Origin of the sequence: Sphingobium limneticum (genome assembly GCF_008710165.1) — a bacterium.
Lineage (GTDB): Bacteria > Pseudomonadota > Alphaproteobacteria > Sphingomonadales > Sphingomonadaceae > Sphingobium > Sphingobium limneticum.
Map to the genome: position 1 here is coordinate 126,462 of NZ_VYQA01000008.1, position 14,820 is coordinate 141,281.

The window sequence follows — 14,820 nt, forward strand, 5'->3', positions numbered from 1 at the left end:
ATGGCCGCCGAGCAGACGTCGCGTTTCACCGTCACCCGCAACAGCCAGGCTGTGCCGGCGGACAAGCGCGCTGTATTGCTCGAAGATCCGGGCTTTGGTCGGCTATTTACCGACCATATGGTGACGATCCGCTATACCGAGGGTCAGGGCTGGCACAGCCACAAGGTGGAGGCGCGCGCGCCCTTCATGCTCGATCCCGCCTGCGCCGTGCTGCATTATGCGCAGGAAATCTTCGAAGGGATGAAGGCCTATCGGCTGGAGGATGGCAGCGTCGCCATGTTCCGCCCGGAGGAAAATGCCCGCCGCTTCGCCGAATCGGCCGAGCGGATGGCGATGCCCGCCATTCCGCAGGATCTGTTCCTGGAAGCGGTCGAGGAACTGGTGAAGATCGACGCCGACTGGATCCCGACCGGTGAAGGCAGCCTGTATCTGCGCCCCTTCCTGTTCGCGAGCGAAGCCTTTCTGGGCGTGCGCCCGTCGAACGAATATATTTTCTGCGTCATCGCTTCGCCCGCCGGCGCCTATTTCAAGGGTGGCAAGAAGGCCGTGACCCTGTGGGTGTCGGAACATTATACCCGCGCTGCACGCGGCGGCACGGGTGCGGCCAAGTGCGGCGGCAATTATGCCGCGTCGCTGGTCGCGCAGAAGGAAGCGATCGGCCATGGCTGCGATCAGGTCGTCTTCCTGGACGCCGCCGAAAATAAGTGGGTCGAGGAGCTGGGCGGCATGAACGTCTTCTTCGTGATGGACGACGGGTCGATCGTCACGCCGCCGCTGACCGGCACGATCCTGCCCGGTATCACGCGCAATTCGATCATCTCGCTAGCCCGCGCCAAGGGGCATGAGGTACGCGAAGAGCCCTACAGCTTCGCCCAGTGGCGCGCGGACGCGGCCAGCGGCAAGCTGCGCGAGGCCTTCGCCTGCGGCACGGCGGCGGTCGTCACCGCGATCGGCATGGTCAAGAGCAGCACCGGCGATTTCACCGTCGGCAATGGCGATGGCGGGCTGGTGACGGAAACGCTGCGCGCCGAACTGACCGGCATCCAGCGCGGCGTGGTGGCGGACCCGGCCGATTGGGTGCGCACGCTTTAAGTTTTTAATTTCGTCATTCCCGCCTCCGCGGGGATGACGTCCTTTTATGGAAATGCCACCGCTTCCCAATCCCTTCCCAAGCGCCTAGACACAGGGTCATGGAACGCTTCGACGTCGTGATTTTGGGGGGTGGGCTTGTCGGCCTTACCCTGGGCATCGCTCTTTCGGGCCATGGCGTGAAGACCGCCGTGATCGACCCGGCCGACCCGGTAGGCGTGACCGCCGCCGGGTTCGACGGTCGGGTGTCGGCGATCAGCTCCACCAGCTATGCCATGATGAACGCCATTGGCGTGGGCAGGCATCTGGAGGGCAAGGGCTGTCCGATCGACCGGATCTGGGTCAGCGACGGGCTGGAACCGGGCGCGCTGGATTTCGCGCCGGATGCCGATGACGGCGTGATGGGGACGATGGTCCCCAATCGTGAGTTGCGCATCGCGCTGGCAAAGACGGCCGACGAAGCGGCGAACCTCACCCGCTACCAGCCCGATCTGGCGACCCATGTGGATCGCAATGTCGATGGCGTCACGCTGACGCTGGCGAGCGGGGCCACCATCCAGGGCGCGCTGCTGGTCGCGGCGGAGGGGCGCAACAGCCCCACGCGCGATGCGGCAGGGATCAACACCACCCGCTGGCAATATAAGCATAGCGCCATGGTCACGGCGATCGATCATGAGGTGCCGCACGCCAATACGGCGTACGAGATTTTCTATGTTGGCGGCCCCTTCGCGCTGTTGCCGATGCTGCCGGGTACCCGGTCCGCCGTGGTGTGGACGGTGCCGACGGAGCAGGCGCCGGCGATGATGAAACTGTCCGAACGCGCCTGGCTCGCCGAAGCGCAGAAGCGGATCGGTGGCTTTCTGGGCGAGATCAAGCTGGCGGGGCCGCGCTCCTCCTACCCCCTGGGCTTCCATCATGCGGCGCGGATCACCGACACGCGGCTCGCGCTGGTGGGGGACAGCGCGCACGCCATCCACCCGATCGCAGGGCAGGGCGTCAATCTCGGCTTCCGCGACGTCGCTGCGCTGGTAGAAGTGCTGGTGGACGGGATGCGGCTTGGCCTCGATCCGGGCGATGCGCAGTTGCTGGCGCGCTATCAGCGCTGGCGCGGACTGGATTCGATGATGACCAGCGTGGCGATGGACGGGCTGGTGCGGCTGTTCGACGTACCGGGCAAAATCCCGTCGCTGGTGCGCCGCGCGGGGCTGGCGGCAGTGCAGCGCAGCGGGGCGCTCAAGGGCCGCTTCATGGCCGAAGCGCGTGGCCAGTCGGGCGCGCTGCCGAAATTGCTGTCGGGCGAGTTGGTTTAGATCGTCCACACACCCCGCAGGTTAGGCGCTTTGTGGAATTGCGAGTAATCAGCGGGCTTTGCTTACTTAGCTATTGGCGTCTTAGATCGAACGCTTGCTGTATACTGCACCTAAGATGCTTGGCATCCGCAATATTCTGCTCTTACATCATTAGGCAGCAATCGTGCTGCATAGCGAAAGGAGTAGAAAATTGTCTTTTGCTGATGCGTGCATCGCCCTTGGGGTGATGATCGCCTTCGCAACCTTGATCCTCAAGATCGTGGAGGTTTCGCGCTCCAAATAAGGTGTGCGACGGGCAGAGGGCGGGCGGCAACCTGCCCTCTGAACGAGTGAACCCCCGCCACGGCAATGACGGGGGTTCTGTAACGAAGGACGAAAAAGCGTCTTTTGCTTCAGGCCATATAGCCCAAGCGAACGGAAATTTCAACTCACAGCATCCGCCGCAACACATCGTCCTTCAGCGCGAAATGATGGCGCAGCGCGGCGCCGATGTGCAGGATGATCAGCGCGACCCAGAGCCAGGGCAGAAGTTCGTGCGCGCCGCGCGACAGGCCGACGATTGCGTCTTCCTTGCCCACCGCGAATTTGGGCACGTCGAACAGGAAGAACCAGTTCAGGGGCCGTGTCCCCGCCGACGACATGATCCAGCCCGATAGCGGCAGGATCAGCATCAGCGCATAGAAGACGAGGTGGGTCGCATGCGCCGCGCCCCTTTCCCATGCGGGCATGGCGGCGGGCAGCGGCGGGGCCGGGTGGGTCAGTCGCCAGACGATCCGCACCAGCGTCAGCGCCAGCACGGTCAGGCCGATCGACTTGTGGACCGGCATCACCGCCCAGTCCTTGGGCAGGGCATCATGCGCGAAGCCGAAGAAGAGGTTCCCCAAAATCAGGATCGCGATGATCCAGTGCAGGGCACGGGCGACGGTCGTGTAACGGGCCATGGGTTCTCCTTTTCGGATATGTCCCTTGAGATAGCCATGACCGTCCTACCCGATGGCCATGACCCTAAGTCCAAGGGGATCGCGCTGCGGTGCGATCCCTTGGATCTACTTCTGACGGTTGGCGACCAGATTATCCACTACCGAAGGGTCAGCCAATGTGCTGGTGTCGCCCAGCGCCTGTGCCGATACGTCGCCCTCGGCGATCTTGCGCAGGATGCGGCGCATGATCTTGCCCGACCGCGTCTTGGGCAGGCCGGGCGCGAACTGGATGACGTCGGGCGTGGCGATCGGGCCGATTTCCGTCCGCACCCATTTCACCAGGGTCGCGCGCAGATCGTCGGTCGCCTCCTCACCGCTGTTGAGCGTCACATAGGCGTAGATGCCCTGGCCCTTGATATCATGCGGGAAGCCGACGACCGCTGCCTCCGCCACGCTCTCGTGCAGCACCAGCGCGCTTTCGACCTCCGCCGTGCCCATGCGATGGCCCGACACGTTGATGACGTCGTCCACCCGCCCGGTGATCCAATAATAGCCGTCCGCGTCGCGCCGCGCGCCGTCGCCGGTCGTATATTTGCCGGGGAAAGTGGTGAAATAGGTCTGGAAGAAACGCTCATGATCGCCCCAGACGGTGCGCATCTGCCCCGGCCAGCTTTGCGCGATGACCAGATTGCCCTCGGTCGCGCCGTCCAGCACCTGGCCTTCGCCATCGACGATCTGCGGCACGACGCCCGGCATGGGGAAGGTGGCGGAACCGGGCTTGAGGTCCGTGGCGCCGGGCGTCGGCGCGATCATCGCGCCGCCCGTCTCCGTCTGCCACCAGGTGTCGATGATCGGGCAACGGCCTTCGCCGACCACGCCATGATACCAGCGCCAGGCCTCCGGATTGATCGGCTCCCCCACCGTGCCGAGCAGGCGGAGCGAGGCGCGGCTGGTGCGGGTGACGAAGTCGTCGCCCTCCTTCATCAACGCGCGCAGCGCCGTGGGGGCGGTGAAGAGGGTCTGGACCTGATGCCGGTCGACCACGTCCCAGATGCGGCTGGCGGTCGGGTAATTGGGGACGCCTTCATACATCAAAGTCGTCGCGCCGTTCGCCAGTGGGCCATAGACGATATAGCTGTGGCCCGTGACCCAGCCGATATCGGCCGCGCACCAATAGATGTCGCCGGGGCGATAATCGAAACAGAGTTCGTGCGTGAGCGCCGCCCAGAGGAGATAGCCGCCGGTCGTGTGCAGCACCCCCTTGGGCTTGCCGGTGGAGCCGGAGGTGTAGAGGATGAAGAGCGGGTCTTCGGCGTTCATCGGTTCGGGCGGGCAATCGGCCGATACCTTTGCCGTTTCCTCATGCAGCCACAAATCCCGACCGTCCTGCATCATGACTGCGCCGCCGGTGGCCTTGACCACGACGACTTTCTTCACGCTGGGGCAATGGGCAAGGGCCGCGTCAACATTGACCTTGAGCGGCACCGTCTTGCCGCCGCGGCGCCCTTCGTCGGCAGTGATGACGATGTTGGAATCGCAATCCTGAATGCGGCCGGCGAGCGCGTCGGGCGAAAAGCCGCCGAACACGACGCTATGGACCGCGCCGATCCGCGCGCAGGCAAGCAGGGCGAAGGCGGCCTCCGGGATCATCGGCATGTAGACAGTGATGCGGTCGCCTTTCTTCGCGCCGGCGGCCTTCAGCACATTGGCGAAGCGGCTGACTTCCGCATGCAATTGCGCATAGCTGTACCGGCGCGGCTGTGCATCGGGCGAATCGGGTTCCCACAGGATCGCGGTCTGGTCTGCCCGCTGCGCCAGATGCCGGTCCACGCAATTGACGCTGACGTTCAGCACGCCGTCGGCAAACCACTTCACGCCGAAATCCGCTTCGGCAAAGCTGCTTTCGTTGGTCAGGGTCGGCGGCGTGATCCAGTCCAGCCGCTGCGCCCGCTCCAGCCAATAGTCATGGGGCGTTTCGATCGAGCGCGCATAATCTGCGTCGCGCGTCGCCCGGTCCATCAGCGATCCCGTGGCCCATGCCTCCGGCACGGGGAAGAAATCGTCAGACATCGGGCATCCTTTCCATCACGAAATCATTATTGCCCTCTCTTCTATCGCCCGATGCGGGGGACCGGAAGGCCGGACCATGCCGTTTCTTGCCCTCCTTTTGGCCAATATCGCCGTATCGAATGAATATCGTGGCGGCATTTTGCCGCTTTCCCCGGCGCGCGCCCGCGCCTAACAGATATCACTTATGTGGTTGCTTTATCAATTTCCGCTCTGCCCCTTTTCCCGCAAGGTCCGGCTCCTCCTGGGTGAGAAGGGGATCGGCTATGATCTGGTGCGTGAATCGCCCTGGGCGATGCGCGACGAATTTCTGGATCTGAATCCGGCCGGCACCACGCCGGTCATGGCGGACGCGGAAAAGGGCGTGACGCTGATCGACAGCCAGGCGATCTGCGAATATTTCGAAGAGACGGTGGAGAAATTCGCGCTGATCTCCGGCACCGCTGCCGGGCGGGCGGAGGTGCGACGGCTGACCGCCTTTTTCGATCAGAATTTCTACGGCGACGTGGTCGGTCCGCTGCTGCACGAGCGGATGAAGAAGCGTTTGGTCGAGCGGGCATCGCCCGACGCCCGTGTGCTGCGCGAGGCGATGAAGCGCGCCAATGTCCATATGGACTATATGGACTATCTGCTCGACCATCGCAGCTGGATGGCGGGCGCGACGCTGAGCCTGGCCGATATCGCGGCGGCGGCGCATCTGTCCGTGGCGGATTATCTGGGCGGGATCGACTGGGCGGGCCATGAGCCAGTGAAGCGCTGGTATGCGGGCTTCAAATCGCGTCCGTCCTTCCGGCCCTTATTGTCGGAGCGGATGGAGGTCATCACCCCGCCGGCCCATTATGAAAAGCCGGATTTCTGAAGGCGGTGTAGGTGACGTGCGGACGGCTTGAGATGATGAGCCCCGCCTGACTTATTCCTGTTCCCCGGCGCAGGCCGGGGGCCAGTTCCGCCGCTTCGACTGGACCCCGGCCTGCGCCGGGGAACGGCCTTCGTAAATCAATCCGTTTCGGCCGCCAGGTAGACGCGGTTGCGGCCATGTTCCTTGGCGAGATACAGGGCGCGGTCGGCGGCCTTGAGCGCGCCGCGCGGATCGTCATAGGCCAGCACATTGGCGACGCCGGCGGAAAAGCTGACCCGGTCCATCCGCTCGCCATTGGTGCGGTTGACGAGGCTGCGATTGGCCAGATCCTCGCGTACGCTGTCCACCGCTTCGCAGGCTTCGGCGGCCGTCTTGCCGCGGAACAGCATCACGAATTCCTCGCCGCCATGCCGCGCCACATGGCAGCGATCGTTGGACGCCTTGGCCAGCAGCCCGGCAACGAATTTCAACACCCGATCGCCGGTGTCATGGCCATGGGTGTCGTTGATATGTTTGAAATGGTCGATGTCGCAAAAGGCGACCGACAGGGTTTCGCCATTGCCCTGGGCCTGTTCCATTTCCTCGCGCAGCACGCTTTCGAAGGCGCGGCGGTTGGGCAGGCCGGTCAGATGGTCGTGCTCGGCGGCGCGGCGGGCATTTTCCAGGCTCGATTTGAGCGCCTGCGTCTGTTTCTGATTTTCGCGCAGCTGGCTTTCGACCTGGCGGGTCTTTTCCACCATGGATCGCGTCAGGCCGACCAGACGCGCCAGCACCGGCTCATTGTCGCGCCCTTCGCCCAGATCTTTCGCCTGTTCCTGCAGGGCCGCGCCATAATCCTTCGCGCTGTTGCGCGATTCGTGCATCAGGCCGGTGAACTGGGTGAGATTTTCCTCCACCTTGTCCAGCATGGAGGCGAGCGATTCGGGCGTCACCTCGTCGGCGCGCTGTTCCGCCGCGATCGTCTCGATCCAGCCGTTGGTGATCTTGCCGCGCTCCATCATCACGGCCTTGATCGCCTTTTCGACGCCGATATTCGCGCCGGTCAGATAGTCCAGCGCGACGCTGAAATTGATGGGCGTCAGGTCGAGATCATGGGCGAAGAGAAAATCGCCGATGTCGCTGTAAAGCTGTTTGCGGCGGTTGATCTCGCGATTGAGAGCGGTGCCGCTGCGCGGTCGCTGTTCATCCTCTTCGACGCTATCCTCCTCGGATTTGCCGGAAAACCCCCTGGCCCAGCGTGCCAGACGGTCGGTCAGCCCATGTTGCGGGCTCGCGGAAGATGGTTGTGCCCCGTTCATGCTCTCCATAACGGACGACATGAAACAAGGTTAAGGGATCGGCAGCGAAATAATCGGAGTCAGAGCCGGAATGCGCCGGATGGCGCATTCTCAAACAGTCTCTCAAATATCCGCGCTGACCAGCCAGTCGCGGAAGATGCGCACGGCGCGGGTCTGGAGCGCGCGCGGGCGGCAGACGAAGAAGTAGCGATAGGGGCTGTCGACATGGATCGGGAACAGCCGCACCAGCCGCGGATCATGCGACTGTTCATAATGGCTGGCGTGCATCACGGCGACGCCCAGCCCTTGCGCGGCGGCTTCCAGCATCAACTGGCCCGAATCATAATTGTCCACGGCCAGTGGCTGAAGATCGGGCAGGCCGGCCGCTTCCTTCCACGCGTCGAAGGATAATGCCATGTCGCGATGGAGCAGCACGGTCTGCTGCGCCAGTTCTTCGGGTGAGGTCAGGGCCTGCGGCCCCTCCAGCAACTCGCGCCGGCCGATCAGATAGACCTGCTCATGGTCCAGCTCATGGGCATAAAGGGCGGAATCGATATCCTTGGCCATCAGCACGATCGCCGCGTCCAGCCCTTCGCCCAGCCGCGCGACGGCGTGGGGGGTGGTTTCGATGTCGATATGCAGCTGGGGATGTTGTTTGCGCAGGTTGCCCAGATGCGGGAAGAGGCGCTGCGTCGCGAACAGCGGCATCACCGCCAGGCGCAGGCGCAGCTGATTGCCGCCGCTCTGGATATTTTCCAGCGCCTGGCTGAGCGAATCCAGCGCAGGCGCGATATCGTCCAGCAGCCTTTGCCCTTCGGCGTTGATTTCCAGCGCCTGATGCTTGCGGTCGAACAGGGGGCGGCCGATGAAGCGCTCCAGCGCCTGGACCCGGCGGCTGAGCGCCGGAGTCGACAGGGCGAGTTCCTCCGCCGCCGCCTTGACGGATCCCAGGCGGGCAACCTGAACAAAGGCCTCCAGGGCCGTAAGGGGCGGCAATCTGCGCATATCTCGTCAATGTTTAGGCCGGTGCGCTGCGCCGCGTCATGGCTTATTGTCGTGCGCCGCGCGAACCGGGGTTCAAGCATCCTCTCCCTACTGAGCAGGAAATTGGACCAAATGGCAAGATGCAAATTTTGCAACCTGACGATTCTTTTCGCACTTGCAATATATCATGTCGCACTGCACATAGGAGGTGCCTTTCAGGCATCCTCTCCTAAAACTTTCAGGGCTGGTTTTGCGACCGGCCCTTTTTTTTGGTCGCGCGGTCTGATCGCTTGCCCCTTTTTCCCGGCCACTGTGTTTCCTACATCGTTACGGAACGACAAAGACGGGGATGCCGCGTGGCTGATCAGGAACAGGAAGGACGCCGGATTCAGGTCGCCAATGCGCGGCCGGAGGATGCGGGCCGCGGTTTGGCGCGCTTGCCGCTGACCGTCATGGCGCAATTGCAGCTGGCCGAAGGCGATGTGGTCGAGATCGTCGGCAAGCGCGCGACGCCCGCGCGGGTGGTGCGCCCGTACAAGGAGGATGAAGGGCTGGACGTGCTTCGCCTCGACGGGTTGCAGCGCGCCAATGCCGGGGTGGGGTCGGGCGACTTCGTCCAGATCATGAAGGCGGAACCGCGTGCCGCGCAGCGGGTCGTGTTCGCACCTGCACAAAATAATCTACGACTACAGGGCAACCCCGATGCGTTGAAGCGGGTCTTCTACCAACGGCCGCTGACGTCCGGCGATGTCGTCGCGACGGCCGGGCAGCAGCAGGTGCCCCCCAACGACATGCCGCCGCAACTGCGCCAGATGCTGGCGGCGCCGGCCTATGCCTTGCAGGAAATCCGGCTGGTCGTCGTATCCACCGTGCCCAAGGGCATCGTCCATATCGACGCGGACACCGAAGTCGAACTGCGCGCCGAATATGAGGAGCCGCGCGAATCGCGCCGCGCCGATGTGACCTATGACGATGTCGGCGGCATGGCCGATGCGATCGACCAGCTGCGCGAGATGGTGGAGCTGCCGCTGCGCTATCCCGAACTCTTCACGCGGCTGGGCGTCGATCCGCCCAAGGGCGTGTTGCTGCATGGCCCGCCGGGCACGGGCAAGACGCGCCTGGCTCGCGCGGTCGCCAATGAATCGGACGCGGAATTTTTCCTGATCAACGGTCCCGAAATCATGGGATCGGCCTATGGCGAGTCGGAAAAGCAGCTGCGCGAGATATTCGAGGCAGCGGCGAAAGCGGCACCCTCGATCCTGTTCATCGACGAGATCGATTCGATTGCGCCCAAGCGAGGCCAAGTGACCGGCGAGACGGAAAAGCGGCTCGTCGCGCAACTGCTGACGCTGATGGATGGGCTGGAGCCGCGCACCAATCTGGTCGTCATCGCTGCCACCAACCGGCCCGAAGCGATCGACGAAGCGCTGCGGCGGCCCGGCCGCTTCGACCGCGAGATCATCGTCGGCGTCCCCGACGAGCGCGGCCGGCGTGAGATATTGGGCATCCATACGCGCGGAATGCCGCTGGGCGACCGGGTCGACCTCGCCGAACTGGCACGCATGACCTACGGTTTCGTCGGTGCGGATCTTGCTGCGCTGACGCGGGAGGCCGCGATCGAGACGGTGCGCCGTTTCATGCCGCGCCTCAATCTGGAGGACGGCACGATCCCGCCCGACGTGCTGGAGGAATTGTCCGTCACGCGGGAGGATTTCCTCTCGGCGATCAAGCGCGTCCAGCCGTCCGCCATGCGTGAGGTGATGGTGCAGGCGCCCAATATCGGCTGGTCCGATATCGGGGGGCTGGACGACGCGCAGATGCGCCTGAAGGAAGGGGTCGAGCTGCCGCTGAAAGACCCAGACGCCTTTCGCCGTATCGGTATCCGCCCGGCCAAGGGCTTCCTGCTCTACGGCCCGCCCGGCACCGGCAAGACCTTGCTGGCCAAGGCGGTGGCGCGCGAGGCGCAGGCCAATTTCATCGCGACCAAATCGAGCGATCTCCTGTCCAAATGGTATGGGGAAAGCGAGCAGCAGATCGCCCGCCTCTTCGCCCGCGCGCGGCAGGTGGCGCCTACGGTCATCTTCATCGACGAACTGGACAGTCTGGTCCCCGCGCGCGGCGGGGGGCTTGGCGAGCCGGCGGTGACGGAGCGGGTGGTGAACACGATCCTCGCCGAAATGGACGGGCTGGAGGAATTGCAGTCGGTGGTCGTGATCGGCGCCACCAACCGCCCGACATTGATCGATCCGGCGCTGCTGCGACCGGGCCGGTTCGATGAGCTGATCTATGTGCCGGTGCCAGACGAAGCGGGCCGCCGTCGCATATTGGGCATCCATACGGCCAAGATGCCGCTGGCCGACGATGTCGATCTGGATCGGCTGGCGGTGCAGACGGAGCGGTTCACCGGCGCCGATCTGGAAGACCTCGTCCGCCGCGCCGGCCTGTTCGCGCTGCGCCAGTCGCTTTCGGTCGACAAGGTGACGCAGGCCCATTTCGAAAGCGGGCTGGAGGACACACGCGCCTCCGTCACGCCCGAAATGGAGCGCGAATATGAGCAGATCCAGGCACAATTGAAGCAGCGGGCGATGCAGGTCGATCCCATCGGCTTCATCGCGCCGGGCATGGTGCGATCGCGCGATCGCAGCGATTGACGCGGACCTGCAGCGGGGGCGGCGGATTGAACCCATCCGCCGCCCCCGCGTTCATGACAGACATGTTGCAAAGCCGCTTGCCAGAAAGGCCCGGATTTGCAAGGCGTTCTGGATGACTCACACAGGCGGAAGTTGATGGCCTCCATTCCATTGAAGAAGACCAAGAAGGCCAAGGCCGGTAAAGGAAAGTCCGGATCTTTTTTAAGCCAGTGGGGCATGTTCTTTCGCCAGTTCATCAAGCATCCCGGCATGATCGGGTCGGTCATCCCCTCCTCTGCGACGCTGGTGGACCGGATGCTGGACCAGGTGGATTGGCGCAATACGCGCCTGTTCGTGGAATTTGGTCCGGGTGTCGGCACCTTCACCCGCCCTATTCTCGACCGGCTGCCCGCCGACGGGATGTTGCTGGCGATCGACCTCAACCTGGATTTCGTCGCCTATCTGGAGGCCGAAATCGACGATCCGCGCTTGCGCGTCGTGCATGGATCGGCCGCCGACGTGCGACGGTTCATCAAGGAAGCGGGCCATTATCAGGCCGACTATGTGCTGTCGGGCATCCCCTTTTCCACCCTGCCCGACGGTGTCGGCGCGGCGATCTGTGCCGAGACGCGGCGGGCGCTGCGGCCGGGCGGTGCTTTCCTCATCTATCAATATTCGCGCTATGTGCTGCGTTTCCTCAATCCCGTTTTCGGCGATGTCAGCGACGCGCTGGAATGGCGGAACATCCCGCCCTGCCGCATGATCCGTGCGGTACGGGAGGAGGATATGGCGCAGGCCGCCTGACAGGGCCCTGATCGATATCGATAATGTTCCGATATTGATCACCGCTTCCCTTCTGCTCATTTGACTTCGCTTGCGCTTTGGCTAACGCGAAATCGGGGCATTTGGGGGGAATTCTATGGCGACTCGCGCCAAGGATGATGATGGGTGGGCAGACATGTTTCTGTCCGCCGCGCTGGAGCCGGAAAAATGGGAGCCGGCCATTGCGGCGATGGCGCGGGCTACCGGGTCCGGCCATGGCCAGTTGATCGGCTTCGGGCCCGGCGCCTGGGGCTTCAACTGGATCAGCGATATCGACACCAGCATCGTGTCGCGCGGCGCGGCGATCGACCAGGCCAAGCCCGACCTCAATTTCCGCGTTGCCGCCGATCGCCTGCCCGACCGCCCGGTCGTGGTGCATGAAGCGCATTATGACATGGCCCGCCCGACGTTGCGATCGGACGATTATCTGGACCTGTGTTCGGACTTCGACATTTTCGATGGTTGCCAGACCCGGCTAGTCGGCAATGCGGACCAGATGGTCGGCCTGGCATTGCTGCGTAATGGCAAGGATGGGCGGACCACCCAGGACCAACGGAACCTGTTCAGCCAGATTTCCGGCCACGCCCGTTCGGCCGTCCTGTTGCAGCAGGCGATAGAGGCACAGGGCTTCGCGCTGCTGTCTGGCACGTTCGAATCGATGGATCGGGCCTGCTGGCTGCTCGACGCGACCGGTCAGGTGGGCGGCATGACGGCGCGTGCGGAGGCGCTCTTGTCCTCCAGCCGCATCAATATCAGCGACGGCTGGCTGGCCAGCAACCGCGCGGACGAAACCCGCGCCATATTGCGGGCGATGCGCAGCGTCATCGAACCGCCAGTCCGTACAGCCGATCCGGTCGCGCTGGCGGACGATGCCGGCGGCGTTGCGATCATGCTGGAATTTCATCCGCTGCCTGCGCGCCCCTGGGCGCTGCCCTTCGCACCGCGCGCGATCGTCGTCGCGCGGGTGGGGCAGCCGACCGAGCGGCATGTGCAATTGCTGACCCGTACTTTCCGCCTGACCCCGGCGGAGGCGGATATTTCCATCCGCCTGGCGGCGGGCCAGTCGCGGCAGGACATTGCGGCGGCGCGCGGCGTGTCGGTCGAGACGCTCAAGGTGCAACTGCGCAGCATCTACGACAAGACCGGCTGCAATCGCGAATCGCAGCTGGTGCGGATCGTCGGCCTGATCAGCCATTAATTTTTTGCGTTTCCTGCGGTCTTACCCCGGTTGGGGTATGTGGCCGCCATACCGAATCGCTACACGGAAGGGGGAGGCAGGCTGAGCCTGCCCGCCGACGGCCGGGTCATATGCGACCCATGATCCGGCCGTCGGCACTCTCATCCTTCATGGTTCCGGCGATGGTGGCCCTGCCTTTCGTTACGGCGCGCTTTCATGCTAAGGCGCGGCCAAATCCGGCCGAGAGTGTCCATGAACGACCTGACCCAGACCCCCGAAATGCTGATCGCGACGATGGGCGCGCGTGCCCGCCATGCCGCCGCCGTGATCGCGCAGGCGAGCGACGCGCAAAAGGCGGATGCGCTGCGCCGCGCCGCCCAGGCGCTGCGGGACCAGGCGCCAGCCATCATCGCGGCCAATGCGCGCGACATGGACAATGCGACCGCGAACGGCCTGTCGTCGGCTCTGCTCGATCGGCTGAAGCTGAACGAGGATCGCATCGCCGCCACCGCCGATGGGGTGGCGCAGGTCGCCGCGCTCGCCAATCCGCTGGGCAGCGTGATCGATATGTCTGTGCGCCCCAATGGCCTGGAGCTGAGCCGCGTGCGCGTACCGCTGGGCGTGATCGGCATCATCTATGAAAGCCGGCCCAATGTGACGGCGGACGCCGCCGCTTTGTGCCTGCGTGCGGGCAATGCCGTGATCCTCCGTGGCGGCAGCGAGGCGAAGGAAAGCAACCGAGCCATTCACGCCGCCATCGTTGAGGGGATCGTCGCCGCCGGCCTGCCGGCCGAAGTGGTGCAACTGGTCCCCACCACCGACCGTGCGGCGGTTGGTGCTTTGCTCAAGGCGTCGGAATTTGTCGACCTGATCGTGCCGCGCGGCGGCAAGAGCCTGGTCGCGCGCGTGCAGGAAGAAGCGCGGGTGCCCGTGCTCGCCCATCTGGACGGCATCAACCACAGCTATGTCGATGGCGCGGCCGATCCCGCAATGGCGCAGGCGCTGGTCGTCAATGCCAAGATGCGCCGCACCGGCGTGTGCGGATCTACCGAAACGGTGCTGATCGACCGGGCCTATGGCGAGGCACCGGCGCTGATCGCGGCTTTGCTCGACGCGCAATGCGAAGTGCGCGGCGACGCTGCGGTGCAGGCGATGGATTCGCGTGTCGCGGCGGCAAGCGACGAGGATTGGGATACGGAATATCTCGACGCCATAGTCTCGATCCGGCTGGTCGATGGCGTGGACGATGCGATCGCCCATATCGCTGCCCATGCCAGCCATCATACCGATGCGATCATCACCGAAGACGCGGCGACGGCGGAGCGCTTCCTGAACGCCGTCGACAGCGCGATCGTGATGTGGAATGCCTCCACCCAGTTTGCCGATGGCGGCGAATTCGGGCTGGGCGCGGAAATCGGCATTTCGACTGGCCGGCTGCATGCGCGCGGGCCGGTGGCGCTGGAAGGGTTGACCACCTATAAATGGATCGTGCGCGGCCGGGGGCAGACGCGACCCTGACATTGCTGTCCTATCTGGTCGGATCGTGCGATGATCCGGCCGGTCGTTCGCGAGCGTGACTTTCCGATAGGAACAGGCCCGCGCAACGAAATTTCACGATCTGCGGGAAAAGTGCGAAGTTAAGCGTGGGGGCGGTAGGGAAGTTCCGGCGGTCGATCGGTCAGTTT

The 14,820-nt window shown here is 64.2% G+C and carries 11 protein-coding genes; 7 read left to right on the plus strand and 4 right to left on the minus strand.

The window, feature by feature from the left end; all coding sequences use genetic code 11:
* Both F4U95_RS12420 and F4U95_RS12425 read left to right on the plus strand, forming a co-directional pair.
* Entirely contained in the window at positions 1–1,092 is a 1,092-nt protein-coding gene (locus F4U95_RS12420) for a branched-chain amino acid aminotransferase (protein ID WP_150425896.1), read from the plus strand.
* A 98-nt stretch (positions 1,093–1,190) separates the two neighbouring features.
* Positions 1,191–2,399 (plus strand): UbiH/UbiF/VisC/COQ6 family ubiquinone biosynthesis hydroxylase, encoded by a 1,209-nt coding sequence (locus F4U95_RS12425; protein WP_150425897.1) that lies wholly within the window; start codon positions 1,191–1,193, stop codon positions 2,397–2,399.
* A 428-nt stretch (positions 2,400–2,827) separates the two neighbouring features.
* Here F4U95_RS12425 and F4U95_RS12430 read toward each other — a convergent pair whose 3' ends face one another.
* Both F4U95_RS12430 and acs read right to left on the minus strand, forming a co-directional pair.
* A complete protein-coding gene (locus tag F4U95_RS12430; RefSeq protein WP_150425898.1) occupies positions 2,828–3,340 on the minus strand; it encodes a cytochrome b in 513 nt (170 codons plus the stop codon).
* Between the two features lie 105 nt (positions 3,341–3,445).
* Entirely contained in the window at positions 3,446–5,389 is a 1,944-nt protein-coding gene (gene acs, locus F4U95_RS12435; RefSeq protein WP_150425899.1) for an acetate--CoA ligase, read from the minus strand.
* 184 nt (positions 5,390–5,573) lie between these two features.
* On the opposite strand from acs, the gene F4U95_RS12440 reads away from it, so the two are divergent.
* Positions 5,574–6,245, plus strand: a complete 672-nt coding sequence (locus F4U95_RS12440; RefSeq protein ID WP_120251049.1) for a glutathione S-transferase family protein — start codon at positions 5,574–5,576, stop codon at positions 6,243–6,245.
* A gap of 137 nt (positions 6,246–6,382) precedes the next feature.
* On the opposite strand, the gene F4U95_RS12445 is transcribed toward F4U95_RS12440, so the two are convergent.
* Positions 6,383–7,543 carry a GGDEF domain-containing protein gene (locus F4U95_RS12445; RefSeq protein ID WP_120252204.1) on the minus strand — a complete coding sequence of 387 codons (1,161 nt, stop codon included), beginning with the start codon at positions 7,541–7,543 and terminating at the stop codon, positions 6,383–6,385.
* Positions 7,544–7,645: 102 nt separating this feature from the next.
* Entirely contained in the window at positions 7,646–8,527 is an 882-nt protein-coding gene (locus F4U95_RS12450) for a LysR substrate-binding domain-containing protein (protein WP_120251048.1), read from the minus strand.
* A 335-nt stretch (positions 8,528–8,862) separates the two neighbouring features.
* Here F4U95_RS12450 and F4U95_RS12455 point away from each other — a divergent pair, with 335 nt between their 5' ends.
* The 4 genes from F4U95_RS12455 (at position 8,863) to F4U95_RS12470 (ending at position 14,653) form a co-directional block, all read left to right on the plus strand.
* The gene (locus F4U95_RS12455) at positions 8,863–11,157 is read left to right on the plus strand and encodes a CDC48 family AAA ATPase (protein ID WP_150425900.1); all 2,295 of its coding nucleotides are present in this window, start codon (positions 8,863–8,865) and stop codon (positions 11,155–11,157) included.
* A gap of 135 nt (positions 11,158–11,292) precedes the next feature.
* Complete coding sequence (locus tag F4U95_RS12460) at positions 11,293–11,940, plus strand: class I SAM-dependent methyltransferase (protein ID WP_150425901.1); 648 nt, start codon at positions 11,293–11,295, stop codon at positions 11,938–11,940.
* Between the two features lie 115 nt (positions 11,941–12,055).
* Entirely contained in the window at positions 12,056–13,156 is a 1,101-nt protein-coding gene (locus F4U95_RS12465; RefSeq protein WP_150425902.1) for a helix-turn-helix transcriptional regulator, read from the plus strand.
* Positions 13,157–13,387: 231 nt separating this feature from the next.
* Entirely contained in the window at positions 13,388–14,653 is a 1,266-nt protein-coding gene (locus F4U95_RS12470) for a glutamate-5-semialdehyde dehydrogenase (RefSeq protein WP_150425903.1), read from the plus strand.
* Positions 14,654–14,820 lie beyond the last annotated feature (167 nt).

Excerpts from the sequence above, each read along its gene's own strand:
- F4U95_RS12420 (WP_150425896.1), top strand. The coding sequence starts at position 1 with ATGGCCGCCGAGCAGACGTCGCGTTTCACCGTCACCCGCAACAGCCAG.
- F4U95_RS12425 (WP_150425897.1), top strand. The coding sequence starts at position 1,191 with ATGGAACGCTTCGACGTCGTGATTTTGGGGGGTGGGCTTGTCGGCCTT.
- F4U95_RS12430 (WP_150425898.1), bottom strand. The coding sequence starts at position 3,340 with ATGGCCCGTTACACGACCGTCGCCCGTGCCCTGCACTGGATCATCGCG.
- acs (WP_150425899.1), bottom strand. The coding sequence starts at position 5,389 with ATGTCTGACGATTTCTTCCCCGTGCCGGAGGCATGGGCCACGGGATCG.
- F4U95_RS12440 (WP_120251049.1), top strand. The coding sequence starts at position 5,574 with ATGTGGTTGCTTTATCAATTTCCGCTCTGCCCCTTTTCCCGCAAGGTC.
- F4U95_RS12445 (WP_120252204.1), bottom strand. The coding sequence starts at position 7,543 with ATGAACGGGGCACAACCATCTTCCGCGAGCCCGCAACATGGGCTGACC.
- F4U95_RS12450 (WP_120251048.1), bottom strand. The coding sequence starts at position 8,527 with ATGCGCAGATTGCCGCCCCTTACGGCCCTGGAGGCCTTTGTTCAGGTT.
- F4U95_RS12460 (WP_150425901.1), top strand. The coding sequence starts at position 11,293 with ATGGCCTCCATTCCATTGAAGAAGACCAAGAAGGCCAAGGCCGGTAAA.
- F4U95_RS12465 (WP_150425902.1), top strand. The coding sequence starts at position 12,056 with ATGGCGACTCGCGCCAAGGATGATGATGGGTGGGCAGACATGTTTCTG.
- F4U95_RS12470 (WP_150425903.1), top strand. The coding sequence starts at position 13,388 with ATGAACGACCTGACCCAGACCCCCGAAATGCTGATCGCGACGATGGGC.